General features: G+C 70.2%; 24 protein-coding genes and 1 rRNA gene. 16 read left to right on the top strand and 9 right to left on the bottom strand.

Going from position 1 to position 23,752, the window contains the following annotated elements:
- Nucleotides 1-111: 111 nt before the first annotated feature.
- Complete coding sequence (coaA, locus tag AB0P29_RS09195; RefSeq protein WP_363379472.1) at nucleotides 112-1,059, top strand: type I pantothenate kinase; 948 nt, start codon at nucleotides 112-114, stop codon at nucleotides 1,057-1,059.
- Between the two features lies 1 nt (nucleotide 1,060).
- Here the strand turns inward: coaA and AB0P29_RS09190 are convergent, their stop codons facing one another.
- On the bottom strand, nucleotides 1,061-1,522 hold the full coding sequence (locus AB0P29_RS09190; RefSeq protein WP_363379471.1) for a VanZ family protein: 462 nt from the start codon (nucleotides 1,520-1,522) through the stop codon (nucleotides 1,061-1,063).
- Nucleotides 1,523-1,596: 74 nt separating this feature from the next.
- Nucleotides 1,597-2,094 carry a CAP domain-containing protein gene (locus tag AB0P29_RS09185; RefSeq protein WP_363379470.1) on the bottom strand — a complete coding sequence of 166 codons (498 nt, stop codon included), beginning with the start codon at nucleotides 2,092-2,094 and terminating at the stop codon, nucleotides 1,597-1,599.
- Between the two features lie 161 nt (nucleotides 2,095-2,255).
- On the opposite strand from AB0P29_RS09185, the gene glmS reads away from it, so the two are divergent.
- The gene (gene glmS, locus AB0P29_RS09180) at nucleotides 2,256-4,106 is read left to right on the top strand and encodes a glutamine--fructose-6-phosphate transaminase (isomerizing) (protein WP_363379469.1); all 1,851 of its coding nucleotides are present in this window, start codon (nucleotides 2,256-2,258) and stop codon (nucleotides 4,104-4,106) included.
- A 1-nt stretch (nucleotide 4,107) separates the two neighbouring features.
- On the opposite strand, the gene AB0P29_RS09175 is transcribed toward glmS, so the two are convergent.
- A complete protein-coding gene (locus AB0P29_RS09175; RefSeq protein WP_363379468.1) occupies nucleotides 4,108-4,689 on the bottom strand; it encodes a hypothetical protein in 582 nt (193 codons plus the stop codon).
- Nucleotides 4,690-4,910: 221 nt separating this feature from the next.
- Here AB0P29_RS09175 and AB0P29_RS09170 point away from each other — a divergent pair, with 221 nt between their 5' ends.
- Nucleotides 4,911-6,221, top strand: coding sequence for a UDP-glucose/GDP-mannose dehydrogenase family protein (locus AB0P29_RS09170; protein ID WP_363379467.1), 1,311 nt, complete (start codon nucleotides 4,911-4,913; stop codon nucleotides 6,219-6,221).
- Between the two features lie 28 nt (nucleotides 6,222-6,249).
- On the opposite strand, the gene AB0P29_RS09165 is transcribed toward AB0P29_RS09170, so the two are convergent.
- On the bottom strand, nucleotides 6,250-7,065 hold the full coding sequence (locus AB0P29_RS09165; protein WP_363379466.1) for a CPBP family intramembrane glutamic endopeptidase: 816 nt from the start codon (nucleotides 7,063-7,065) through the stop codon (nucleotides 6,250-6,252).
- 116 nt (nucleotides 7,066-7,181) lie between these two features.
- Here AB0P29_RS09165 and AB0P29_RS09160 point away from each other — a divergent pair, with 116 nt between their 5' ends.
- From AB0P29_RS09160 to AB0P29_RS09125, 8 genes are all read left to right on the top strand, one after another.
- The gene (locus tag AB0P29_RS09160; protein WP_363379465.1) at nucleotides 7,182-7,769 is read left to right on the top strand and encodes a low molecular weight phosphatase family protein; all 588 of its coding nucleotides are present in this window, start codon (nucleotides 7,182-7,184) and stop codon (nucleotides 7,767-7,769) included.
- Between the two features lie 227 nt (nucleotides 7,770-7,996).
- Complete coding sequence (locus tag AB0P29_RS09155; RefSeq protein WP_253035325.1) at nucleotides 7,997-8,353, top strand: holo-ACP synthase; 357 nt, start codon at nucleotides 7,997-7,999, stop codon at nucleotides 8,351-8,353.
- A 5-nt stretch (nucleotides 8,354-8,358) separates the two neighbouring features.
- Complete coding sequence (gene alr / locus AB0P29_RS09150; RefSeq protein WP_363379649.1) at nucleotides 8,359-9,474, top strand: alanine racemase; 1,116 nt, start codon at nucleotides 8,359-8,361, stop codon at nucleotides 9,472-9,474.
- Between the two features lie 5 nt (nucleotides 9,475-9,479).
- Nucleotides 9,480-9,974, top strand: a complete 495-nt coding sequence (gene tsaE, locus AB0P29_RS09145; RefSeq protein ID WP_363379648.1) for a tRNA (adenosine(37)-N6)-threonylcarbamoyltransferase complex ATPase subunit type 1 TsaE — start codon at nucleotides 9,480-9,482, stop codon at nucleotides 9,972-9,974.
- 48 nt (nucleotides 9,975-10,022) lie between these two features.
- Nucleotides 10,023-10,691, top strand: a complete 669-nt coding sequence (gene tsaB, locus AB0P29_RS09140; RefSeq protein ID WP_363379464.1) for a tRNA (adenosine(37)-N6)-threonylcarbamoyltransferase complex dimerization subunit type 1 TsaB — start codon at nucleotides 10,023-10,025, stop codon at nucleotides 10,689-10,691.
- Complete coding sequence (gene rimI, locus AB0P29_RS09135; RefSeq protein ID WP_363379463.1) at nucleotides 10,688-11,185, top strand: ribosomal protein S18-alanine N-acetyltransferase; 498 nt, start codon at nucleotides 10,688-10,690, stop codon at nucleotides 11,183-11,185. Before tsaB ends, rimI begins: the two co-directional genes overlap by 4 nt.
- Before the next feature lies 1 nt (nucleotide 11,186).
- The gene (gene tsaD / locus AB0P29_RS09130) at nucleotides 11,187-12,245 is read left to right on the top strand and encodes a tRNA (adenosine(37)-N6)-threonylcarbamoyltransferase complex transferase subunit TsaD (RefSeq protein ID WP_363379462.1); all 1,059 of its coding nucleotides are present in this window, start codon (nucleotides 11,187-11,189) and stop codon (nucleotides 12,243-12,245) included.
- On the top strand, nucleotides 12,242-12,730 hold the full coding sequence (locus AB0P29_RS09125) for a hypothetical protein (protein ID WP_363379461.1): 489 nt from the start codon (nucleotides 12,242-12,244) through the stop codon (nucleotides 12,728-12,730). The genes tsaD and AB0P29_RS09125 overlap by 4 nt, the downstream gene beginning before the upstream one ends.
- A 1-nt stretch (nucleotide 12,731) precedes the next feature.
- Here the strand turns inward: AB0P29_RS09125 and AB0P29_RS09120 are convergent, their stop codons facing one another.
- Nucleotides 12,732-13,931: a class I SAM-dependent methyltransferase gene (locus tag AB0P29_RS09120; protein WP_363379460.1), complete on the bottom strand. Its 1,200-nt coding sequence runs from the start codon at nucleotides 13,929-13,931 to the stop codon at nucleotides 12,732-12,734.
- 170 nt (nucleotides 13,932-14,101) lie between these two features.
- Between AB0P29_RS09120 and groES the strand changes: the two genes are divergently transcribed.
- The 3 genes from groES (at nucleotide 14,102) to AB0P29_RS09105 (ending at nucleotide 16,976) form a co-directional block, all read left to right on the top strand.
- Nucleotides 14,102-14,398: a co-chaperone GroES gene (gene groES / locus AB0P29_RS09115; RefSeq protein WP_017203655.1), complete on the top strand. Its 297-nt coding sequence runs from the start codon at nucleotides 14,102-14,104 to the stop codon at nucleotides 14,396-14,398.
- A 131-nt stretch (nucleotides 14,399-14,529) separates the two neighbouring features.
- Entirely contained in the window at nucleotides 14,530-15,468 is a 939-nt protein-coding gene (gene rarD / locus AB0P29_RS09110) for an EamA family transporter RarD (RefSeq protein WP_253035318.1), read from the top strand.
- A 146-nt stretch (nucleotides 15,469-15,614) separates the two neighbouring features.
- On the top strand, nucleotides 15,615-16,976 hold the full coding sequence (locus tag AB0P29_RS09105; RefSeq protein WP_363379459.1) for an ABC transporter substrate-binding protein: 1,362 nt from the start codon (nucleotides 15,615-15,617) through the stop codon (nucleotides 16,974-16,976).
- A gap of 209 nt (nucleotides 16,977-17,185) precedes the next feature.
- On the opposite strand, the gene AB0P29_RS09100 is transcribed toward AB0P29_RS09105, so the two are convergent.
- Genes AB0P29_RS09100 through AB0P29_RS09085 form a run of 4 tightly spaced genes read right to left on the bottom strand, consistent with a single transcriptional unit; the run spans nucleotide 17,186 to nucleotide 21,274 of the window.
- On the bottom strand, nucleotides 17,186-17,953 hold the full coding sequence (locus tag AB0P29_RS09100; protein WP_217528281.1) for an ABC transporter ATP-binding protein: 768 nt from the start codon (nucleotides 17,951-17,953) through the stop codon (nucleotides 17,186-17,188).
- Nucleotides 17,950-18,978, bottom strand: a complete 1,029-nt coding sequence (locus AB0P29_RS09095) for an ABC transporter ATP-binding protein (RefSeq protein WP_217528279.1) — start codon at nucleotides 18,976-18,978, stop codon at nucleotides 17,950-17,952. The genes AB0P29_RS09100 and AB0P29_RS09095 overlap by 4 nt, the downstream gene beginning before the upstream one ends.
- Complete coding sequence (locus AB0P29_RS09090; RefSeq protein WP_217528277.1) at nucleotides 18,968-19,948, bottom strand: branched-chain amino acid ABC transporter permease; 981 nt, start codon at nucleotides 19,946-19,948, stop codon at nucleotides 18,968-18,970. The genes AB0P29_RS09095 and AB0P29_RS09090 overlap by 11 nt, the downstream gene beginning before the upstream one ends.
- 6 nt (nucleotides 19,949-19,954) lie before the next feature.
- Nucleotides 19,955-21,274: a branched-chain amino acid ABC transporter permease gene (locus AB0P29_RS09085; protein ID WP_363379458.1), complete on the bottom strand. Its 1,320-nt coding sequence runs from the start codon at nucleotides 21,272-21,274 to the stop codon at nucleotides 19,955-19,957.
- 204 nt (nucleotides 21,275-21,478) lie between these two features.
- On the opposite strand from AB0P29_RS09085, the gene guaB reads away from it, so the two are divergent.
- Nucleotides 21,479-22,981 (top strand): IMP dehydrogenase, encoded by a 1,503-nt coding sequence (gene guaB, locus AB0P29_RS09080; protein ID WP_311861632.1) that lies wholly within the window; start codon nucleotides 21,479-21,481, stop codon nucleotides 22,979-22,981.
- Between the two features lie 543 nt (nucleotides 22,982-23,524).
- Nucleotides 23,525-23,752 (top strand): 16S ribosomal RNA (locus tag AB0P29_RS09075); the annotation flags it as partial.

Below are 23,752 nucleotides of genomic sequence, written 5' to 3'. Positions count from 1 at the left end.
CGTCGAGAGCGGCAGAATCGCCGCGTCGGAACACCGGATCTCAGGGTACGGCACGCGGACCCGCCCGGCGCACGCTCAAGGGGCGACGGCGGCACGGCTAGAGTTGCCGCAATGTCCCCCGACGAGACGCCGACGACGAACGATTCGTTGTACCGCGAGATCCCACGTGCCGAATGGGCGCGGATGGCCGCCGGCATGGAGCAGCCCCTCACCGAGACCGAGGTCGTGCAGCTGCGCGGCATCGGCGACCGCCTCGACATCACCGAGGTGCGCGAGGTCTACCTGCCGCTGAGCCGGCTGCTGTCCCTGTACGCCTCGGCGACCAAACGGCTCGGCGCCGACACGGCGGAGTTCGTCGGCGAGAACGACGCCACGACGCCGTTCATCGTCGCGGTGGCGGGATCGGTTGCGGTCGGCAAGTCGACGGTCGCCCGACTGCTCCGCGAGCTGATGAGCCGCTGGCCGGGTACCCCGCGGGTCGAGCTGGTGACGACCGACGGCTTCCTCTACCCCAACGCCGAGCTCGAACGCCGCGGGATCATGGACCGCAAAGGCTTCCCCGAGTCGTACGACCGCCGCGCGCTCGTCGAGTTCCTGCTCGCGGTGAAGTCCGGCGAGGCAGAGGTGAAGGCGCCCTACTACTCGCACATGCGGTACGACATCATCCCCGACGCCCAGGTCACTGTGCGCCGGCCCGACGTCATCATCGTCGAGGGGCTGAACGTCCTCGCCTCGGCGCCCAACCCGCACGACATCGCCGTCAGCGAGCTGTTCGACTTCTCCATCTACGTCGACGCCGACCACGACCACATCGCGCAGTGGTACGTGAACCGCTTCCTCGCCCTCCGCGAAGCGGCGTTCTCGAACCCGAACTCGTTCTTCAAGGTCTTCGCCGACATCTCCGACGACGAGGCCGTGACACGCGCGCTCGGGTACTGGAACGAGATCAACCTCCCTAACCTGGTCGAGAACGTCGAACCCACTCGTCACCGTGCGAAGCTCATCCTCCGCAAGGCCTCGGATCACACCGTCGAGACGGTGCGCCTGCGCAAGCTCTGACTCAGGCGCGCCGCATCCGGCGCCACAGGGCGAGCACCAGCATCCCGATACTCGCTCCGGTCACGTTCGCGACGATGTCGAGCACGCTCGGCACCCGGTGGCTGAGCAGCAGCGCCTGCCCGCACTCGATCGTGACGGTCGCGACCAGGGCGATCGGCAGCACGAGTTCGAGCGAGCGGCGCAGGATCAGTGGCAGCAGCACCCCGAACGGCACGAACAGGGCGACGTTGGCCGCGAACTCGACACGGGGTCGCGTGATCGCGGGCAGGCGCCGCGAGAGCCCGTCGATCAGCGGGGCGACATCGGCGTCGACGGGCGTCGGCCAGAACGCGATGACCGCGAGCAGGAGCAGGTACCCCGCCAGGACGAGCACGGGGACGGATGCCGGCGGTCGCCGCGCCCGCGCGGGAAGCGGCGGGCGGGGCGGCGTCCCCGGCGGCAGCGGGGGCGGGGTGTCGGGCATCGGTCCTCCTCGGGGGTGACGCGACGCTGCGACGTGAGCGCGAGTCTACGGCCCGGCACCGCCACCCGCGCCCGTCACCGCGCCGGGTAGTACCCGAACACCTGCGTGTAATAGGGGAGGCCCTTCGACGAGCACGCGACGCCGATCCCGATGCGGTTGTACGAACCCAGGATGTTGGCGCGGTGGCTCGTCGATCCCATCCACGCGGCGGTCACCTTCTGCGGGGTGTACCCGAAGGCGACGTTCTCACCCGCGCGGGTCCATCCCTTCGGGATCTGCGATGCGTAGTACGGGTTGTGGCTCATCCGGTTGGCGGCGGCCTGCGTGCCGGACCAGTTCACCGCGACGGTCGACATCGCCGAGTTCAGCGACAGGGCGGACTTGCCCTTCGCCTTCCGGGCGGCGTTCACGTCGGCGAGGATCCGCTTCTGCACAGCGGACTGGGTCGTTCCGGTGCAGGACGTCGACACGGCCGCCGACGCCGCGCCGGCGGGCAGCACGGAGAGGGCGAGCGCGAGGGCTGCGGTGAAGGCGAGCGCCGACCGTCGTCGGACGCGAGGGGATGCGGACATGGGGACTCCATCGTGTGGGGGCACGGCCGCGCTGGGCACGCGGAAATCCATAGGTACCAAACGCATGTTTCGGGCACCACCTCTTCGCCGTTGCCGACGGCGACGCGCCCGGCGCCCCGCCGGGGGCGGAGTCCCAGCCGCCCGCACCTAGCATGGAGCGCATGTGTGGAATCGTCGGATACGTGGGGCCTCGGGACAGCCAGGCCATCCTCCTCTCGGGTCTCGCCCGTCTCGAGTACCGCGGCTATGACTCCGCCGGCATCGCCGTCATCGACCGCGAGGGCGACCTCGACATGCGCAAGCGCGCCGGCAAGCTCCAGGTGCTCCGCGACGACCTGACCGCGCACCCGATGGCCGACGGCACGACGGGCATCGGGCACACGCGGTGGGCCACCCACGGCGGACCGACCGACGTCAACGCGCACCCGCACCTCGCCGACGACGGCAAGCTCGCCGTCATCCACAACGGCATCATCGAGAACTTCGCCGAGCTCAAGGCCGAGCTCCTCGCCGAGGGTTACACGTTCCGCAGCGAGACCGACACCGAGGTCGCCGCCGTCCTGCTCGGGCGGGAGTTCGCGGCATCCCACGATCTGGTCGCCGCCTTCCGCGCCGTCGTCGCCCGCCTCGAGGGGGCGTTCACGCTGCTCGCGATGCACCAGGACCAGCCGGGCCTCGTCGTCGGCGCGCGTCGCAACTCGCCGCTGGTGATCGGGCTCGGCGAGGGGGAGAACTTCCTCGGCTCCGACGTCGCCGCCTTCGTCGAGCACACCCGCAACGCCCTCGCGATCGGGCAGGACCAGATCGTCGCCATCACGCCGCAGGGCGTCGAGGTCACCGACTTCGCCGGGGGCACCGTCGAGGTCGAGCCGTTCGAGGTCGTCTGGGACGCGTCCGCCGCCGAGAAGGGCGGCTGGTCGTCGTTCATGGCCAAGGAGGTCTCGGAAGAGCCCGAAGCCGTCGCGAACACGCTCCGCGGCCGACTGCACGAGGGTGCGGTCGTCATCCCCGAGCTCGACGGGCTCGACGACCTGTTCCTCGGCATCAACCGCGTCATCGTCGTCGCCTGCGGCACCGCCGCGTACGCCGGAATGGTCGGCAAGTACGCGCTCGAGCAGTGGACGCGCGTGCCCGTCGACGTCGAGCTCGCGCACGAGTTCCGCTACCGCGACCCCGTCATCGGCCCCGACACCCTCGTTGTGTCGATCTCGCAGTCGGGCGAGACGATGGACACCCTCATGGCCGTCAAGTACGCCCACGAGCAGGGCGCGAAGACGCTGTCGATCTGCAACACGCAGGGCGCGACGATCCCGCGCGAGTCCGACGCGATCGTCTACACGCACGCCGGTCCTGAGGTCGCCGTCGCCTCGACGAAGGCGTTCGTCGCCCAGATCACCGCCCTCTACCTGCTGGCCCTCCACATCGGGCGCGTCCGCGGGTCGCTGGCGACGGAGGTCGCCCGCGACGCCGTCGCCCAGCTCGAGGCCGTCCCGGCCGGCATCGCACGGGTCCTCGAGACCGAGCAGGAGCACATCGAGCAGTTCGCGCGGTGGATGGGCGACACCCAGTCGGTGCTCTTCCTCGGCCGTCACGTCGGGTACCCGATCGCCCTCGAGGGTGCACTGAAGCTCAAGGAGCTCGCCTACATCCACGCCGAGGGGTTCGCGGCCGGCGAGCTCAAGCACGGCCCGATCGCGCTCATCGAGCCCGGTCAGGCGGTGTTCGTCATCGTCCCGTCGCCGCGGGCCTCGCGCGAGCTGCACAAGAAGGTCGTCTCGAACATCCAGGAGATCCGTGCCCGCGGCGCTCGTGTGATCGCCGTCGCCGAAGAGGGGGATGCCGCCGTCCTCCCGTTCGCCGACGAGGTGCTCCGCATCCCGCTCGCTGGTCCGCTCTTCGAGCCGCTGCTCGCGGTCGTGCCGCTCCACATCTTCGCGATGGGTCTCGCCACGGCGAAGGGCCTCGACGTCGATCAGCCGCGCAACCTCGCGAAGTCCGTCACGGTCGAGTGAGTCAGGCCGGGTTCGGTCCCGGCCCGAACGACGCGTTCCGCGCCTCGTCGACCCAGGCGCGCAGCTGCCACGGCGCGAACCGGAACAGCCGGGCGACGTCCGCCTGCGCATACCCCGCCTCGAGCACGGCCGCGACCGCGAACTCCTGCATCGACCCGAAATCCCGGCCGACGAGCGGACCGGTGCGGAGGTCCCGGAAGCTCCGCGGCGTCGCCGGCCCCGCGGGAGCGCGGGGCGTCGCGGCCGGGGCCGGTGACCCCTCGTAGGGCACCGAGATGACGTAGCCCGGAACGGGACCGGCCGCCGGCGCGGCTTCCGGTTCCGGCGGCCGCTGCCGGGTCGGCGCATACGGCGCGTACGGCCACGGCTGCGGGGGCGCCGCCGGCGCGGCATCCGGCTCCCACACCTCCGGCATCTCGAGCGGCTCGTAGCCCGGCGGCGGCGCGGCCAGGAGGTGCGCGTCTGGCCAGAAGAGCGAACGATCCTCGGGGGCGACGCGGTCGTCGGGCGTGTACGCGGGCGCGTCGGTGTGCGCAGGCGGAGGTGATCCGGCCTGTGAGGCGCCTTCTGCGGAGGTGCTCATCGTGACGTCCTCTTCGGGTGAGGTGATGTCAGAACTCGGAAGTGATGGTGCGGTTGCGCTCACGATAGCGACCCGTGCCCGCGGCGTCACGTGTCGGACCCGGCCCGTCGACACGATCCGCACGCGCGACGACACGGCGGCGAAAAAAGATCGTGACCGGAATCTGGTAGACACGACCGGGGCGTCGACGACACGGCGTTCGTTGTGGAGGGACTTTTTCAATGCGACTTTCTGTCATCGGATGCGGCTACCTCGGCGCTGTGCACGCCGCGGCCATGGCCTCGATCGGCCACGAGGTGGTCGGCATCGACGTGGATGAGCGCAAGATCGCGTCGCTCGCCGCGGGGGAGGCGCCGTTCTTCGAGCCCGGCCTGTCCGAGATCCTCTCCGAGGGCATCGCCTCCGGTCGACTGTCCTTCTCGACCGACTTCGCCGCCGCCGCGGGCGCGGCCGTCCACTTCGTCGGTGTCGGCACGCCCCAGGTCAAGGGCGGCTACGCGGCCGACCTGACCTACGTCAACGCGGCCGTCGACGCGCTCCTCCCGCACCTGTCCGAGGGCGACATCGTCGCGGGCAAGTCGACGGTTCCCGTCGGCACCGCCGCATCCCTCGCTCCCCGCGTCAGCGCGACGGGCGCGACCCTCGTCTGGAACCCCGAATTCCTGCGCGAGGGGTTCGCCGTCCAGGACACGATCGACCCCGACCGCCTCGTCGCCGGTGTCCCCGCAGGTGACGAGGGCGAGCGCGCCACCCAGGTGCTCCGCGAGGTCTACCACCCGTCGATCGCAAAGGGCACGCCCTTCATCGTGACCGACTACGCGACCGCCGAGCTCGTGAAGGTGTCGGCGAACGCGTTCCTCGCGACGAAGATCAGCTTCATCAACGCGATGGCCGAGATCGCCGAGGTCGCCGGTGCCGACGTCACGATGCTCGCCGACGCGATCGGCCACGACGCTCGCATCGGTCGCCGGTTCCTCGGCGCCGGCATCGGGTTCGGCGGCGGCTGCCTGCCGAAGGACATCCGCGCCTTCTCCGCCCGCGCGGAGGAACTCGGCCGCGGTGAGTCGGTCGCGTTCCTGCGCGAGGTCGACGAGATCAACATGCGTCGCCGCGAGCGCGCCGTCCAGCTCGTCCAGGAGGGCCTCGGCGGCGAGGTCTACGGCAAGAAGGTCACCGTGCTCGGTGCCGCCTTCAAGCCGCACTCCGACGACATCCGCGACTCCCCGGGTCTCGACGTCGCCGTTCGGCTGCACGGGCTCGGCGCGAACGTCACCCTCACCGACCCCGAGGCCATCGAGAACGCCCGTCGCCAGCACCCGCAGCTGACCTACGTCGCCGACCGCGACGAGGCGCTGACGGGCGCCGACGCCGTCATCCTCGTCACCGAGTGGGACGAGTACCGTCGCGAGCTCGCCCCCGAGCATGCGGCATCCCTCGCCGCCGGCCGCGTCGTCGTCGACGGCCGCAACGCCCTCGACCCCGCCGCGTGGCGCGCCGCCGGCTGGACGTACTACGGGATGGGTCGCCCCTGACCGATGCGCTGCGCTCCGGCGGGTGGTGTCACTGCCCGCCGGAGATCGCCGCGCCCGCCGCCATCAGGAGCAGCGCCGTCGCGTTGTAGACGATGTGCGCGAACACGGCGCCCCACACGCGACCGGTCAGGATGACGAGGGTCGCGCAGACGAGGCCGACCGCGCCCACCGAGAGGGACTCGCCGAGCGGCAGCGAGCCGTCGACGACGTGGATGAGGATGAAGCTCGCCGTCGAGACGAGGACCGCCGCGACCGCCGCCGCCGCGCGACCCGCGGTGCGACGGAGCAGCCCGTACATCGCGACGAGGATGACGGTGCGGAAGAAGAACTCCTCGACCACCGGGCCGACGAGCCCCGACGGGATCGCCTCGGTCAGCAGCCACGACGAGGTGAGGTTCGCGGACGGGAACGGGCGGGCCGCGGCATCCGACACCCATCCCTCGATCACCCGCAGGCCGAGGCCCAGAGCGAGTCCGTAGATCAGGTCCGCGCCGCGCACGCGCAGCAGCCCGGCCGGGCGTCCTCGGCGGAACGCGACGACGACGGGGACCAGCATCCCTACCCACAGGATCGCGGTCGAGACCAGCGGCGCCGACGGCGACCGCCACAGCAGCTGCACGAGCGAGCCGGCGAAGATCGCCGCGCCCAGGCTGAGCAGCGCGATGACCAGCAGGCTGCCGTTCCAGGGGCGCACCCCGGTGCCGCCGAGGCGCCAGTCGGTGCGACGCCGGCGACGGCCGCGGCGGCGCCGCTCATCGCCGTCGGGGCGGTGCTCGGGCTCGGCGATCGGGGTCTCCGCCTCCGCGGCGGGGGACGAGGGGCCGTCGCTAAGCTGATCCTGCACGGGCCTACCGTATCGGGTGCCCGTCCGCGTCCCACCCCCGCGCCACCGTCCCGCCGAGCACCGAGGGGGAGACTCGGGCGAGGGCGAGTCGCGGCATCCGTCTCGAAGGGCCCCGCGTGATCCACATCCTCACCGTCTGCACGGGCAACATCTGCCGCTCGCCGCTCGTGGCGCTCGTCCTCGAGCAGCGCCTCGCGGACCTCGGCGTGGTGGCGACGAGCGCGGGCATCCGCGCACGCGAGGGAGTGCGGATGCCGGTCGAAGCCGCCGAGCTCGCGATCGCCCGCGGCGTGCCCGCCGACCGGATCGCGGCCCACGGATCGCGGTACCTGACCGAGGCGATCCTGCGGGGACCCGACCTGGTGCTCGCCATGGACCGCGACCACCGGCGCGCGGTGGTCGAGCTCGCCCCGGGTCAGCTGCGGACCGCGTTCACGATCCGCGAGTTCGAGCGGCTCGCCGCGGCGACCCCCGACGAGGCGCTGCGGGCCGGTGCCGTCGGCGCGGAGCCGCGGGACCGCCTGCGGGGCGCGCTCGCCGTCCTGTCGGGGCAGCGCGGTCTCGTGCTCCCGCCCGCGGATCCCGCCGACGACGACGTGGTCGACCCGTACGGCCGCTCCCGCGAGACCTACGCACGCTCCGACGCGCAGCTCTCGCCCGGTCTCGACGCCGTCGAGCGCGTCGTCCGCCTCGCCGTCGGCTGATCCCGTCGACCGATCCCGGCGACCGATCCCGGCGGCTGATCCCGGCGGCGGCAACATCCGCGGAGAAATCGGTGCCACGGAGCGACTCCGGGCGGAAAGTCCGCCCTTCTCCTCGCACACTGGCGCCGGATCTCCGAAGTACGTGCTGGCCGCGCCGTGCGAACGTCCTGCCGCGCACCCCGGATATCCTGATCTGATGCCGTAGAGCGCGGCGAGGGGGAGGCGGCATGATCATCGGCATCGGCGTCGACCTCGTCGACATCCCGCGCTTCGAGGCGTCGATCGCCCGCACCCCGAAACTCATGCAGCGCCTGTTCACGCCCGCCGAGCAGGCCCTCAAGCCGCATTCGCTCGCCGCCCGCTACGCGGCGAAGGAGGCGCTCATCAAGGCGCTCGGCGGCTCGGACGGCGTGCACTGGACCGACATCGAGGTGGCCTCCGAACCTTCGGGTCGCCCCGTCTTCGCGTTGTCGGGCGAGACCGCCGTCACCGTCGCCGACCGCGGCATCACGAGCGTGCACCTGTCGCTCTCGCACGACGCGGGACTCGCGACTGCCTACGTCGTCGCGGAGGCGGGATCGTGACCCGGATGCCGGAGGGCGTCGCGCGGGAAGCGGTCATCGACGTCGGCGCGATCGAGCACAACGTACGGCACCTCGCGCGGGTGACCGCGTCGGAGGTCATCGCCGTCGTGAAGGCCGACGGGTACGGTCACGGAGCCGTCCGCTCGGCGCGTGCGGCCCTCGCCGGCGGTGCGGCGCGCCTGGCGGTCGCCGACGTCGGCGAAGCGCTCGAGCTGCGCGCCGCGGGCATCGACGCCCCTGTGCTCGCCTGGTTGCACGCCCCGGGCGCGGATTTCGCCGAGGCCGCCGCCGCCCGCATCGAGCTCGGCGTGTCGAGCCTCGAGCAGGTCCGCGCCGCCGCAGCGGCCGGGTCGCGGGAGCGGCCCGTCACGGTGCAGCTCAAGGTCGAGACGGGGCTCGGCCGCAACGGCATCGCCCCCGCCGACTACGGCGCCGTGTTCGCCGAGGCGGCGGCCCTCGAGGAGGCCGGTGTCATCCGGGTCCTGGGCCTGTTCAGTCACCTCTCCAACACGTCGGCCGCCGACGACCGCACGGCGCTGTCGCGTTTCACGGTCGCCCAGGCGGCGGCCGAAGCGGCGGGTCTCCGTCCGCCGTTGCGTCACATCGCGGCATCCCACGCCGCCCTCGACCTGCCCGAAGCGCGCCTGGGTTGCGTCCGTCTCGGCGTCGCGATCTACGGGCTGTCGCCGTTCGCCGACCGGTCGTCCGGCGACCTCGGGCTGCGTCCCGCGATGACACTCCGGGCGGCGGTCGCCGCTGTCCGCCGCGTGCCCGCGGGACAGGGGGTCTCCTACGGCTACCTGCACCGCACGGCCAGCGAGTCGACGCTCGCGCTGATCTCGATGGGGTACGCCGACGGTGTCCCGCGCGCCGCCTCGGGAACCGGCCCCGTCTCGATCGGCGGCCGCACGTTCCCCGTCGCCGGCCGCATCGCGATGGACCAGTTCGTCGTCGACGTCGGCGACGCGCCGGTCGCGGTCGGGGACGAGGCCGTGCTCTTCGGCGACCCGGCGACGGGGGTGCCCGCGGCGACCGACTGGGCCGACGCCGCGGACACCATCAACTACGAGATCGTCACGCGCATCGGCCCGCGCGTGCCGCGACGGGAGGTGCGGTCGTGACCGGGATGGAGCACTTCGAGGGGCGCCGAGAGGTCGCCTCGCCCGAGGACATGGAGCGGCTCGGCCGCGAGCTGGGCGGCGCCCTGCGCGCCGGCGACCTGCTCGTCCTCACGGGTCCCCTCGGTGCCGGCAAGACGACCCTCACCCGCGGTATCGGCGCGGGCCTGGGGGTCCGCGGCCCGGTGCAGAGCCCCACGTTCGTGATCGCCCGCACCCACCCGTCCGAGGTCGGCGGCCCGGCGCTCGTGCACGTCGACGCCTACCGGCTCGGTTCCCCGGCCGAGCTCGACGACCTGGGCCTCGACCCCGACGGGTCGGTCACCATCGTCGAGTGGGGGCGCGGCATGGTCGACGGCCTCGTCGACACGTGGTGGGAGCTCGAGATCGAGCGCGGCTGGAGCGGCACGGGCGTCGACAACGCCTGCGGCACGACCGGCCCCTACGCCGCCGAGCTCGAAGACGCCGCACCGCGCATCGTCACCGTCACGCGACGTCCCTGACCACGGCGGCCGCGTCGCGGCATCCGTCCTCCCGATACCCTTGATCCTGTGATCCTCGGCATCGACACGTCCCTCGGCACGGCCGTCGCCGTCACCGATGTCGACGGTGCGGTGCGCGCCGAGGTCGCCAGTGCCGACCCGCTCGGGCACGCCGAGATCATCGGCTCCCTGCTGCAGCAGGTGATGACGGATGCCGCGCACGGCCCCATCGGCGCGACCGGCGCTCCGCAGCCCGTCGCCCTGACCCACGTGGCCGCGGGCATGGGTCCCGGGCCGTTCACGGGGCTGCGGGTCGGGATCGCGGCGGCGCGCGCGTTCGCGCTGGGCCGCGGCATCCCGGTCGTCCCCGTCCGCAGCCACGACGCGGCCGCCCTCGCGGTGCTGCTCGCCGACCCGTTCGCCGAGCTGCCGCGGTTCGCGGTCGTCACCGACGCCCGTCGCCGCGAGTTCGCGTACACCGTCTACGACGGCATCGACGACGACGGACTCCCGCGGCGCGCGACCGAGGCCACCCTGACCCCGCGCGACGCCGTCGACGACGCGCTCGCCGCGCACGGCGCCGAGCGCCGGGACGTGACGGCGATCCCGGGCGCGATGGTCGCGCTCGTCGCGGCGCGCGCCGTGGCTGCGGGCCGGGTCGAGTCCCTCGGCGAGCCGCTCTACCTGCGCGCACCCGACGTCACCCTCCCCGGCGCTCGCAAGAAGGTCGGCTCGTGACCCTCCGCACCGCGACCGCCGCGGACCTCGACGACATCATGCGCCTCGAGCGCGCGTCCTTCCCGACCGACGCGTGGAGCGACGCCCTCATGGCGGGCGAGCTCGCCTCCCCCCACGGCCGGTACGTCGTCGACGTCGAGGCCGGCCGCCTCGTCGGGTACGGCGGTGTGCGCGCCGTGCAGGGCGCAGCGGATGCCGACATCCAGACGATCGCCATCGCCGCCGACGCGCGGGGTCACGGCCGGGGCCGCGCGCTGCTGCGCGAACTGCTCGCGACGGCCCGGTCCCGCGGCGCGCGCGAGGTGTTCCTCGAGGTGCGCGCTGACAATCCCGGAGCCGCCGCGCTCTACCTGTCCGAAGGGTTCGCCGAGGTGGGCCGCCGGCCGCGCTACTACCAGCCCGACGACGTCGACGCGATCGTCATGCAGCTGAACCTCGTCGCCTGGGACGCCCGTCGCACCGCGGCGCCGACCGCCGCCGAAGGATGGTGCTGAGATGACGCACGAACCCCTGGTGCTCGGCATCGAGACGAGCTGCGACGAGACCGGCATCGGCATCGTCCGGGGCCGCACCCTGCTCTCGAACACGATCACGAGCTCGATGGACGAGCACGCCCGCTACGGCGGCGTCGTGCCCGAGGTCGCCGCGCGCGCCCACCTCGAGGCGCTGCAGCCGGCGATCGAGGCGGCGCTCGCCGAGGCGCAGGTCTCGCTCGCCGACCTCGACGCCGTCGCCGTCACGAGCGGGCCGGGTCTCGCCGGCGCCCTCATGGTCGGCGTGGGCGCCGCGAAGGCGCTCGCCGTCAGCCTCGACAAACCGCTGTACGCCGTGAACCACCTCGTGGGGCACATCGCCGCCGACATCCTCACCGGTGACGAGGTCGAGTACCCGACCGTCGCGCTCCTCGTGAGCGGCGGGCACACCTCGTTGCTCCTCGTCCGCGACCTCGTCTCCGACGTCGAGCTGCTCGGCGAGACGATGGACGACGCCGCCGGCGAGGCGTTCGACAAGATCGCCCGCATCCTCGGTCTGCCCTATCCCGGCGGCCCCGAGATCGACAAGGCCGCCGCGACGGGCGACCCGCAGGCGATCCGGTTCCCGCGCGGTATGTCGCGTGCGTCCGACATGGCCGAGCACCGCTACGACTTCTCGTTCTCGGGGCTCAAGACCGCCGTCGCGCGCTGGGTCGAGCAGCGCGAGGCGGCCGGTGAGCCCGTCTCGGTGCCCGACGTGGCGGCATCCTTCCGCGAAGCGGTCGTCGACGTCCTCGTGACGAAGGCGCTCGACGCCTGCGCGCGTCACGACGTGCCCCGCCTGCTGCTGGGTGGCGGCGTGATCGCGAACAAGCGCCTGCGCGACGTCGCGCTCGAGCGCGCGCAGGCCGCGGGGGTGGCCGTCCGCATCCCGCCCCTCTCGCTCTGCACCGACAACGGGGCGATGATCGCGGCGCTGGCGTCCGAGCTCATCATGAGCGGTCGCCCCGCCTCGACCCTCGCGTTCGGCGCCGACTCGACCCTGCCCGTCACGACGATCCAGGTGGAGCCCTCGTCATGAGCGACGAGCGGATGCCGCCGCCCGCCGCACCTGCCGCGGACGAGCCCCCCGCCGCCCCCGCCGTCGAGGCGGCATCGCCCGACGTCGTCCTCGCGCCGACGGACACCGCCCTCCCGGGCGTGCACCGGGGCGGATTCCGTCGGGAGCTCACGCAGCCGCTGCCCGTCGCGCCGCCACTCGCGGTGCACCCGGATCCCGACGAGGCCGCCGCGCCCGACGTCCGCTGGATCCCCCCGGCGCCGGTGCTGCCGCGGAGCGCCGGCTGGTCGCTGCTGTTCGGGTCGCTCGCGCTCGTGCTGGCCTGCTTCGTCGGCTGGGGGTTCCCGGTCGGCGTGATCGGCGTCGTCCTCGCGGTCCTCGCGCTGCGACGCCCGTGGGAGAAGCGCGAGACCGCGCTCTGGGGGCTCGGCCTGAGCATCGCCTCGCTCGCCTACAGCGCCGGCTGGCTGTGGTGGGCGGCCTCGCAGGGCGCCCTGTCCGGCTGACTCAGACGCGCTCCGCGAGCACGGCGACCCGCTTCGCGTCCCGCCCCTCGCCGACCCTCGTGAGGATCAGCGTCGCTGAGGCGTCGCCGCGCAGCGTGAGCTTGCGTCGGAACTGCGCCGGGTCGACGTCGACGCCGCGCTTCTTGATCTCGACGGTGCCGACGCCCCTCTCGCGGAGAGCGGCGTTGATCGCGGGCACCTTCATCGGCAGGACCTCCCGCACCCGGAACGTCTGCACGAACGGGTTCGTCAGGGCGGCATCCGAGGTCAGGTAGGCGATGCCGTCGGCCACCATGCCCGCCTGCAGGTCCCGGGCGACCTCGCCGATCAGGCGCGCGCGGATGACGGCGCCCTCGGGCTCGTGGAGGTAGGCGTCGAGTTCGCGGACCGGCTCGTCGGGCGCGTCGGCGGCCGCCGTCAGCTCCGCCGCGGCCCCGCCCCGCATCACGAGCGCCGAGCGGGCCACACCGTCGCGACGCAGCGCGCCCGACCACAGGACGAGCTCGACGGTCGAACCGTCGACGCTGATCCACTGCGCCTCGACGTCGTCGGGGAGCAGGCTGCGATCGAGGCCCGGTCCGAGTTTGATGCCCACCGGCATCCGCTCTGCGAGGGCGAACGCCCAGTCGAGCGAGGGTGACCAGTCCTCGGGCCGGGTGCGGCTGGTCTCGCTGTGCCCCGCGGTCCGGCGGGCGGGGTCGAGCCAGACCGCGTCCCAGCCGTCCAGGTCGGTCTCCTCGGCGAGGCCCTGCCGCACGGTGACGGCGTCGCCGAACGGCGCGAGGTTGTAGGCGGCGAGGGCGGCGGTCGTCTCGTCGGCGTCGACCGCGAGCACGTCGAGGCCGATGCCCGCGAGTCCCAGGGCGTCGCCGCCGATGCCGCATCCGAGGTCGGCGACGCGGGTGATCCCCGCGGCCCGGAACCGTCCGGCGTGCCGGGCGGCGACCTCGAGCCGGGTCGCCTGTTCGAGCCCCGCACGGGTGAACAGCATGCGCTCGGCGAACGGACCGAACTTCCCCTCGGCGCGCACGCGCAGGTGCGCCTGACCGACGACGGCCGACACGAGATCGGGGGAGTGGCCCGCAGCGCGCAGCCGCGAGACGGCGGCCGCGACCTCGGCGGTGGATGCCAGGGGTCCGACCTCGTCGATCATCCGCAGTCCCTGGGGGGTCAGGAGGGCGGTGAGCTCGGCCTTTTCCATCCGGCCAGCCTAGGTCTCCCCGGTCGGATGGTGCGTCGCAGCATCCGTCATCGTGTTGGCACTCGCGTTGCATGAGTGCCAACCGCGCTCTAGACTTTTCTTAGTACTCTCGGTAAGCGAGTGCTGATGAGTCTTGTAGCAGGACCCCACCAGCAAGAAAGAGGTAGACCGTGTCGGTTTCCATCAAGCCGCTCGAAGACCGCATCGTCATCAAGCAGGTCGAGGCCGAGCAGACCACCGCAAGTGGCCTGGTCATCCCTGACACCGCCAAGGAGAAGCCCCAGGAGGGCGAGGTCGTGGCCGTGGGCCCCGGCCGCATCGACGACAACGGCAACCGCGTTCCGCTCGACGTCGCCGTCGGCGACCGCGTCCTGTACAGCAAGTACGGCGGCACCGAGGTCAAGTTCGGCGCCGACGAGTTCCTCGTCCTGTCGGCTCGCGACGTCCTGGCGGTCGTCGTCCGCTGACACGCAGCGACTGCAGCGCAGGGCCCGGATGCTTCGGCATCCGGGCCCTGTCCCGTTGATGGCAGGATCTGGGCGATCGACGGCAGTGCGGATGACGCGCCCGCTGTCATGACCGTCATAGGCTTGTGCTCATGACACCCGAGCAGGCCGCGCGCGAGAAGTCCCTCGGGGGCGTCTTCGTCTTCTCGGCCTACGTCCTGTGGGGCTTCCTGCCGCTCTACTTCGTCAGCCTCGCCCCGACGACCCCGTGGGAGGTCGTCGGCTGGCGCATCCTGCTGAGCCTCGTCTTCTGCATCGCGCTGCTCGCGATCACCCGCGGCTGGGGGCGGATGCGGGTGATCCTGCGCGATCGTCGCCTCATGCTCTGGACGCTCCTGGCGGGCCTGCTCATCTACGTCAACTGGCAGGTCTTCCTGATCGGGACTCTGACCGGTCACGTCGTCGAGACGAGCCTCGGCTACTTCATCAACCCGATCGCGACCGTGCTCCTCGGCGTCATCGTGCTGAAGGAACGCCTGCGCACCGCGCAGTGGGTCGCGGTCGGCATCGCGGGCGTCGCGGTGGTCGTGATCATCGTCGCGGTCGGCCGCGTGCCCTGGATCGCGCTCGCCCTCGCGGCGAGCTTCGCGACGTACGGTCTCGTCAAGAAGAAGATCGGACCGTCGGTGGATGCCGTGAGCGGCCTCACCCTCGAGTCTTTCTGGCTCGTGCCGATCGCCGTCCTCCAGCTCGTCCTCGTCGGCGTCACCTCCGGACTGACGATGGGCCGCGAGGGGACCGGGCACACCGTCCTGCTCCTGCTGGCGGGGGCCGTCACCGCCGTTCCGCTCCTCTTCTTCTCCGCCGGCGCCCGCCGCACCACGCTGACCGTGGTCGGCATCCTGCAGTTCATCGCGCCGATCATGCAGTTCCTCACCGGGGTGCTCATCCTCGGCGAGCCGATGCCCTTCGAGCGCTGGATCGGATTCGGCCTCGTCTGGGTCGCCGTCGCGGTCTTCACGGTGGACTCGCTCCTGTCGTCCCGGCGCAACCGGACCCGCGCCGAAGCGCTGGTGCCCGACCCCGTCTGACCGCGCTTTCCGAGACCGTTATGGGAGCGTGCCCACCTCGTTACACATCGTTAACGAACGGCAACATTGGGGAGACGAGCGCGCCACTAGGTTGAACACACCGGGCTGGTCCCGAACTGACCCGTGTCACCACAGCAAGGAGCACAATGAGCGTTCTCTCCCGTTCGCGTTCCGCAAAGGTCATGGGCGCCATCGCCCTGGTCGGCGCGAGCGCATTGGTCCTGGCCGGCTGCGCCGGATCCTCGACCCCCACAGCGTCCGGCGGCGCGTCCAACGAGCCGGCCGGTTTCGAGTTCCCGGTCAACTGCGACGAGGCCGAACCGGCCTCGTACACCCCGGAGTACAGCTCCACGTCGGAGGGCCCCGCCACCGACCTCGAGTTCACCATCGGCACCGCGTTGCCTGTCACCGGAAACCTCGCCTTCCTCGGCCCGCCTGAGATCGCCGGCACTGAATTCGCTGCCGCTGAGGTCAACGAAGCGGCGAAGGGTGTGACCATCAACCTCGTCCAGGGCGACTCGGGCGACACCGACAACAAGGCCTACGAGACCGAGATCCCCCGTCTGCTGAACGCGGGCGCCACGGCGATCATCGGCGCGGCGTCCTCCGGCACGTCGCTGCAGTTCATCGATCAGGTCATCGCCGCCGACGCGATCCAGTTCTCGCCCGCCAACACCTCGGCCGCCTTCACGGGTTACGAGGACAAGGGTCTCTACTGGCGCACCGCTCCTTCCGACGTCCTGCAGGGCGAGGTGCTCGGCAACCTCATCGCGGGCGACGGCGCCGAGACGCTCGGCATGATCATCCTCAACGACTCGTACGGAACGGGTCTCGCCTGCTTCACGAAGGCCGCCTTCGAGAACGCCGGCGGCGAGGTGGTCTCCGCGTCGCTGTACAACACGGGTGACACCAACTTCTCGGCTCAGGTCGAGGACGTCCTCGCGGCTGACCCCGACGCCATCGCGCTGATCACGTTCGAAGAGGTGAAGACGATCATCCCCGAGCTCGTGGGTGCCGACTTCCCGAAGGACAAGATGTACCTCGTGGACGGCAACCTCTCGAACTTCGGCGACGAATTCGAGGCCGGCACCCTGACGGGCGCCAAGGGAACCTACCCCGCCGTCGACCCCGACAGCATCGCCACGTTCCGCGAGGATCTCAACGCGTTCTGGACGGGCGAGGGCAACGAGGAGCTCAAGGACTACACCTACGGTCCCGAGTCCTACGACGCGGTCATCCTCCTCGCACTCGCTGCCCTCGAGGCCGGCTCCAGCGAGGGCCCGGACGTCGCTGCGCACTTGCAGCAGGTGTCCGGCGGCTCGGGTGACGGCACGAAGTGCACCACCTATGCGGAGTGCGCCGACATCATCAACGCCGGTGAGGTCGCCGACTACGACGGTGTCTCGGGCCCCATCACCTTCAACGAGGTGGGCGACCCGACGGAGGCATCCATCGGTGTCTTCCAGTACGGCGAGGACAACAACTACTCGTTCCTCAACGTCGGCTGATTCGACGATCACAGAACGGCCCCGGTCCTCGGACCGGGGCCGTTCTCTGTGCACCCGACGCGCTGTCACCGGCAGCGATGGGCCGGCGCTCGGTGCATCGCGGCAGGGGAGCGGATGCCGCCGCCGAGGACGTCCGCCGGCGGCATTCCGTGTGCACATGACGACGCCCCCGACCGAAAGCCGGGGGCGTCGAAGGGTCCTTCTGGAGGTCAGGTGCCGAGCGTCCCCAGGTAGAGGCCGATGACCTTCGGATCGTTGAGCAGCTCGCGGCCGGTGCCCGTGTAGGCGTCACGGCCCTGATCGAGGACGTAGCCCCGGTCGCAGATCTGCAGGCACCGGCGCGCGTTCTGCTCGACCATGATGGTCGTCACGCCGGCTTTGTTGATCTCCGAGACGCGGAGGAACGCCTCGTCCTGGCGCGACGGCGACAGGCCGGCGGAGGGCTCGTCGAGCAGCAGCACGTAGGGGTCCATCATCAGTGCGCGACCCATGGCGACCATCTGCCGCTCGCCGCCCGAGAGCGAACCGGCCCGTTGCTGCAGACGCTTGGCGAGGTCGGGGAAGATCGATGTCACGAAGTCGATGCGTTCGTTGACGACCTTCGGCCGCTGATACGCACCCATCTGCAGGTTCTCAGCGATCGACAGACTCGGGAAGACGTTGTTCGTCTGCGGGACGAACCCGACGCCCTTCGCCACCAGCTTGTTCGCCCGCAGGCCCGTGATCTCCTCGCCATTGAGCATGACGGCACCGGAGCGGACCTTCACCTGTCCGAAGATCGCCTTGAGCATCGTCGACTTGCCGGCGCCGTTGGGGCCGATGATCCCGATGAGCTCGCCCTTCGCGGCCGTCAGATTGGCGCCGTTGAGGATGTTGACGCCCGGCAGATAGCCGGCGTGCACATCCCGCAGTTCGACGACGTTCTGAGCAGGTGCGGTCGCAGTCGCGCCCGCGGGGGATGCGGCGGTGTCGCTCACTTGGTCTCCTCCGTTCCGCGCGTCGAGCCCGGAGTGCCGGGTGCCGACGAATCCTCCGCGGCGTGCGTCGTGGCATCCGCCTCGACGGTGTCCTGCAGCTTGTGCTGCTCCTCGATCAGTTCCTGAGCTTCGGCGGTCAGCTCGCCCTCGTAGCGGCCCGTGACGACGCCGAGATCGACGTCCTGGTGGGCCCCGAGGTAGGCGTCGATGACGGCCTGCTCCTTCATGACGGTGTCGGGCGGCCCCTCGGCGACGACCTTCCCCTCGGCCATCACGACGACCCAGTCGGCGATGTGACGGACCATGTGCATGTCGTGCTCGACGAAGAGCACCGTCATCCCGAGGTCCTTGAGATCCAGGATGTGGTCGAGGAGGGACTGCGTGAGCGCCGGGTTGACGCCGGCCATCGGCTCGTCGAGCATGACCAGCGTCGGGTCGCTCATCAGGGCGCGCGCCATCTCGAGGAGTTTGCGCTGACCGCCAGAAAGCGATGCTGCGAAGTCCTTCTCCTTGGCGTCGAGCTTGAACCGGGCGAGCAGGCCGCGGGCCTTGTCCTCGATCGCTGCTTCCTGCTTGCGCCAGAGGAACGGCAGGATGCCGCGCCAGATGGTCTCGCCACCCTGACCGGGCGCCCCCAGCTTCATGTTCTCGAGCACCGTGAGCAGTCCCAGCGACTTCGTCAGCTGGAAGGTGCGCACCTGGCCCATCCGGGCGGCCTTGAACGCCGGGATTCCGGCGAGGTTCTGGCCGTCGAAGGACCAGGTGCCCTCGTTGGGCTTGTCGAACCCGGTCAGCAGGTTGAACAAGGTGGTCTTGCCGGCACCGTTCGGGCCGATGAGCGCGGTGATGGCATTCCGCGGGATCTCGAGGTGGTCGACGTCGACGGCGGTCAAGCCGCCGAAGACTCGCTTGACACCGTCGGCGACGATGATCGGGTCGACCTTCTCCACACCGGGGCGGATCTCGCCCTTGTGCAGGCCGGTGGCCTTGGGACGGGGAGCGGGGGGCGCGACGTCAGCGGACAAAGGTCAGCTCCTTCTTGCTTCCGAGGATGCCCTGCGGTCGGAAGATGACCAGCAGCATGAGGGCGACACCCACCAGGACGAACACGAGCATCTGGCTCTGCTCCGCGGTGAGGAAGGGCAGCCAGCCGATCTTCACGAGCGCGGGGAGGAGGTTGGACAGGAATGCGCGGACGACCCAGAAGAGCACCGCTCCGAGCACGGGGCCGAAGATCGTGGCGGCGCCGCCGAGCAGCAGGGCCGTCCAGACGTAGAACGTCTGCGACGTCACGTACACGTTCGGGTTCACGTTGGTGCCCATCGCCGTCACGATTCCGCCGGCCGCGATGATCACGCCGCCCACGATGAGCGCCTGCATCTTGAAGGCGAACACGTTCTTCCCCAACGAGCGCACGGCGTCTTCGTCTTCGCGGATCCCGCGGATGACACGTCCCCAGGGACTCCGCATCAGCAGCCAGACGAAGGCGACGACGACCGCGATGACGACGATGCCGACGATGATGACCCACCACTGGTCGGACTGATACGTCCACGGTCCGAAGCCGTAGCGGCCCGGCGGCAGCGGATTGCTCGCGCGGAAGTCGCGCTGGAAGCCCGAGAGGCCGTCCGCCGAACCCGTCACCTCGCGGTAGGAGGACGTCAGGAAGAGCAGACGCACCACCTCCGCCGCAGCGATCGTGACGATGGCCAGGTAGTCCCCTCGCAGACGCAGAGTCGGGATGCCCATGACCAGGGAGAACAGCACCGCGCCGACCAAGCCGATCAGGGCTGCCACCGCCCAGGGAAGGCCGAAGGTGAGTGTCGAGATCGCGAAGCCGTAAGCGCCGACGGCCATGAAGCCCGCGACGCCCATGTTGAGCAGGCCGGCGAAGCCGAAATGGACGGAGAGACCGATCGCCGCGAGAACGAAGCCGAGGGTGACCGGCGACAGGATCTGCGCCGCGGTGTTGCTGAGGATCTGGAGGAAGTCCATGAGGCGTTATCCGATTCGCTCTCGGCGCCCGAGGAGACCCTGCGGACGGAACAGAAGGATGACGATGAGCACGACGAGCGCGCCGACGTACTTCAAATCAGACGGGATCCACAGCGTCGAGACCTCGACGAGCAGGCCGACGATGATCGCGCCCACGAGCGCGCCGAAGGCGGTGCCGAGACCGCCCAGCGTGATGGCGGCGAAGACCAGGAGCAGGATGCTCGTGCCCATGTCCCACTTGATCCCCGGGCGGAAGTAAGCCCACAGGACGCCCGACAGTCCCGCGAGCGCAGCGGCCATGATCCAGACGATGCGGACGACGTTGTCGACGTCGATGCCGCTTGCCGCTGCCAAGGACGGGTTGTCGGAGACGGCGCGCGTCGCGCGACCGATGCGGGTGCGCATGAGCCAGAAGGCGAATGCCACGATGACGGCGATGGAGACGCCCATGCTGATCAGGTCGGTCACCGTCAGCCGGATCGGGCCGAGCCCCGGGATCGTTGCGGATGCTCCGCCCGGCAGATTGACCGTCCCACCGCCGACGAACATCTGGAAGACGTAGCGCAGCGCCAGCGACAGGCCGATCGAGACGATCATGAGCTGGACCGTGCCGATGCCCTTTCGTCGCAATGGCCGCCACAGGCCGGCATCCATCCCGAATCCGAACAGCCCCGAGACGATCACCGCGAGCGGGATCGCGATCCAGATCGGCATGTCCACGGCTACGGAGAAGAAGAGCGCTGCCAGTGCGCCGAAGGTCACCATCTCGCCGTGCGCGAAGTTCGACAGACCGGTCGTGCCGAAGACGAGGGAGGCGCCGATCGCGGCGAGGGCGAGCATGAGACCGAAGTTCAGCCCGTTCACGGCTCGAGACAGGAATTGGTCGAAGAAGGACGTCGTCGTCCGTTCCGCCGCTCCCAGCGTGAAGTTGCGCGTCACGTTGCTCGTCGCGCCGAACTCCACCTCTTGCGTGAACGCGAAGCCGTCGGGCGCGCTCACGCCGTCCGGAAGCGAGTCCTCGACGAGCTCGACCGTGTAGGGCACGTCCTTCGTGGGGACGGGCACGCGCCACGATCCGTTCGCTGCGGTCTCCGCCTCACCCGTGTATTCACCGCCCGTCACGACCACCGTGGCACCTTCGACGGGCTCACCAGCGGCCCGGACGTTGCCTTGGACGGCGAAAGGGAAATCCTCCGGATCCTGGGTGCCGGCCATCGCGGGATTCGCGAGGCCGAACAGCAGGGCGCCGGAGAAGACTCCGGCGATGAGGGCTACGAGTGCGCGTCGCCATCGATTGCGGGCGCGCACAGAGCGGGTGGTCGTCACCGACACCTCCTGGTTGAAGCATGGTCAGCGCGCAGAGGTACGGGTGCCCCCGGCGCCACACGACCGTATCCAGCGATTGTTGCCGCTGTGTTTCCCTGCCGCAACCATCGACACTCCGCCTCTTGCCCTCATCTCGGGCGGAGGGAATGAAAGCAGCGCCCCGCGCCTTAGAATTCTGACAAGCCGTTCGATGCAGGAGAGCACATGGAGCACAACGACCCGTTCGGATTCGTGGGACTGACGTACGACGACGTCCTGCTGCTGCCCGGTCACACGGACGTCATCCCGTCCGAGGCCGACACCTCCTCCCGGGTCACGCGACGCATCACCGTCGCGACTCCTCTCCTCTCCGCCGCGATGGACACCGTCACCGAGTCGCGCCTCGCGATCGCCATCGCGCGCGAGGGTGGCATCGGCATCATCCACCGCAACCTGTCGATCGCCGACCAGGCATCCATGGTCGACCGCGTGAAGCGCAGCGAGTCGGGCATGATCACCGACCCGATCACGACGACCCCCGACGCGACCATCGAAGAGGTGGACGCGCTCTGCGGGCAGTACCGCATCTCGGGCCTCCCCGTGGTGGATGACGAGGGGCACCTCGTCGGCATCGTCACCAACCGCGACATGCGTTTCGTCTCGGGCTTCGAGCGCCAGACGACGAAGGTGCGCGACGTCATGACGAGCGAGAACCTCGTCACCGGCAAGGTCGGCATCGGGGCGAACGAGGTCATCGCCCTCTTCGCCCACCACCGCGTCGAGAAGCTCCCCCTCATCGATGAGGAGGGAAAGCTCGCCGGGCTCATCACCATCAAGGACTTCGACAAGAGCGAGAAGTACCCGCTCGCCACGAAGGACGATCAGGGCCGGCTGCGAGTCGGCGCAGCGATCGGGTTCTTCGGCGACGCCTGGGAGCGCGCCGAGGCGTTGCGGGATGCCGGGGTCGATGTCATCGTGGTGGACACGGCCAACGGCCAGTCCGCCGGAGTCATCGACATGGTCAAGCGGATCAAGGCCGACGCCTCGTTCGCCCACATCGACGTGATCGGCGGCAACGTCGCGACCCGCGAAGGCGCGCAGGCGTTGATCGACGCCGGAGTGGATGCCGTCAAGGTCGGCGTCGGGCCGGGGTCGATCTGCACGACCCGCGTCGTCGCCGGCGTGGGTGTGCCGCAGGTGACCGCCATCTACGAGGCGTCGCTCGCGGCGCGCGAGGCCGGCGTGCCGATCATCGCCGACGGTGGTCTGCAGTACTCGGGAGACATCGCGAAGGCGCTCGTCGCCGGTGCGGACACGGTCATGCTCGGTTCCCTGCTGGCGGGTACCGACGAGTCCCCGGGGGAGGTCGTCTTCCAGGGCGGCAAGCAGTTCAAGCTCTACCGGGGGATGGGTTCGCTCGGTGCGCTGCAGACGCGCGGCAAGAAGACCTCCTACTCGAAGGACCGTTACTTCCAGGCGGACGTGCCGAGCGACGACAAGCTGATCCCCGAAGGCATCGAGGGGCAGGTCGCGTACCGCGGTCCGGTCTCGGCCGTCGCGTATCAGCTCGTCGGCGGGCTCCGCCAGTCGATGTTCTATGTGGGCGCCCGCACGATCGAGGAGCTGAAGGCGCGCGGCAAGTTCGTGCGCATCACCTCGGCCGGTCTGAAGGAGTCACACCCGCACGACGTCCAGATCGTCGTCGAGGCGCCGAACTACAAGCGCTGAGCGGGGCTGCGAGCCCGACACGCCCGGGATGCGGGGCTGATTTGCCCAGTCCCCGAACCCCGCGTAACTTATTACTTGTTCGCCCCACAGGGAAGAGCGAGAGGCCGAAAGGCCCGCCGCCCTCAAGATGGCGAACCACCCCCTCCAAGAAGAAACAATCGCTCTGCGATTGGGTCTGACCTCAGGTCTAGGACGGGGCATCGGGACGCTCCCGCAGTCGTCACCTCCCACACCCACGATCTCTCGAGATCATCGGCGTGTCGGGTTTGACGGGTTCGCGGGTGTCATCCTAAGGTAGAGAAGTTGCCTCACTACGAAGCCCTTGCGGGGGTGGTGTGGGAGCATCCGATCCTTGAGAACTCAACAGCGTGCACTTGTCAAATGCCAAATAACCTCGATCTCGGCTTCGGCTGAGGTGAGATTCCTTTGGATCAAAGTCCGGCACTTTCGGGTGTCGGCGATGGATAGTCAGCAATGATTTATCTTTTTGGTCAGTTCAAACTCGCTGCTTCGGCCTATTCCGGTCGTTGTCAGTATTTTTCTTTTACGGAGAGTTTGATCCTGGCTCAGGATGAACGCTGGCGGCGTGCTTAACACATGCAAGTCGAACGGTGAAGCAGAGCTTGCTCTGTGGATCAGTGGCGAACGGGTGAGTAACACGTGAGCAACCTGCCCCTGACTCTGGGATAAGCGCTGGAAACGGCGTCTAATACCGGATATGAGCTGCGATCGCATGGTCAGCAGTTGGAAAGATTTTTCGGTCTGGGATGG

The sequence above is a fragment of the Microbacterium sp. NPDC080220 genome, from assembly GCF_040686395.1.
Taxonomy (GTDB): domain Bacteria; phylum Actinomycetota; class Actinomycetes; order Actinomycetales; family Microbacteriaceae; genus Microbacterium; species Microbacterium gawkjiense.
The sequence above is the reverse complement of the archived record's forward strand: the minus strand, read 5'-3'. Positions and strand labels throughout refer to the sequence as shown.

What these genes read in the sequence shown, in the direction of transcription:
- coaA (WP_363379472.1), top strand. Translation starts at nt 112, where the DNA reads ATGTCCCCCGACGAGACGCCGACGACGAACGATTCGTTGTACCGCGAG.
- AB0P29_RS09190 (WP_363379471.1), bottom strand. Translation starts at nt 1,522, where the DNA reads ATGCCCGACACCCCGCCCCCGCTGCCGCCGGGGACGCCGCCCCGCCCG.
- AB0P29_RS09185 (WP_363379470.1), bottom strand. Translation starts at nt 2,094, where the DNA reads ATGTCCGCATCCCCTCGCGTCCGACGACGGTCGGCGCTCGCCTTCACC.
- glmS (WP_363379469.1), top strand. Translation starts at nt 2,256, where the DNA reads ATGTGTGGAATCGTCGGATACGTGGGGCCTCGGGACAGCCAGGCCATC.
- AB0P29_RS09175 (WP_363379468.1), bottom strand. Translation starts at nt 4,689, where the DNA reads ATGAGCACCTCCGCAGAAGGCGCCTCACAGGCCGGATCACCTCCGCCT.
- AB0P29_RS09170 (WP_363379467.1), top strand. Translation starts at nt 4,911, where the DNA reads ATGCGACTTTCTGTCATCGGATGCGGCTACCTCGGCGCTGTGCACGCC.
- AB0P29_RS09155 (WP_253035325.1), top strand. Translation starts at nt 7,997, where the DNA reads ATGATCATCGGCATCGGCGTCGACCTCGTCGACATCCCGCGCTTCGAG.
- alr (WP_363379649.1), top strand. Translation starts at nt 8,359, where the DNA reads ATGCCGGAGGGCGTCGCGCGGGAAGCGGTCATCGACGTCGGCGCGATC.
- tsaE (WP_363379648.1), top strand. Translation starts at nt 9,480, where the DNA reads ATGGAGCACTTCGAGGGGCGCCGAGAGGTCGCCTCGCCCGAGGACATG.
- tsaD (WP_363379462.1), top strand. Translation starts at nt 11,187, where the DNA reads ATGACGCACGAACCCCTGGTGCTCGGCATCGAGACGAGCTGCGACGAG.
- AB0P29_RS09125 (WP_363379461.1), top strand. Translation starts at nt 12,242, where the DNA reads ATGAGCGACGAGCGGATGCCGCCGCCCGCCGCACCTGCCGCGGACGAG.
- AB0P29_RS09120 (WP_363379460.1), bottom strand. Translation starts at nt 13,931, where the DNA reads ATGGAAAAGGCCGAGCTCACCGCCCTCCTGACCCCCCAGGGACTGCGG.
- rarD (WP_253035318.1), top strand. Translation starts at nt 14,530, where the DNA reads ATGACACCCGAGCAGGCCGCGCGCGAGAAGTCCCTCGGGGGCGTCTTC.
- AB0P29_RS09105 (WP_363379459.1), top strand. Translation starts at nt 15,615, where the DNA reads ATGAGCGTTCTCTCCCGTTCGCGTTCCGCAAAGGTCATGGGCGCCATC.
- AB0P29_RS09090 (WP_217528277.1), bottom strand. Translation starts at nt 19,948, where the DNA reads ATGGACTTCCTCCAGATCCTCAGCAACACCGCGGCGCAGATCCTGTCG.
- guaB (WP_311861632.1), top strand. Translation starts at nt 21,479, where the DNA reads ATGGAGCACAACGACCCGTTCGGATTCGTGGGACTGACGTACGACGAC.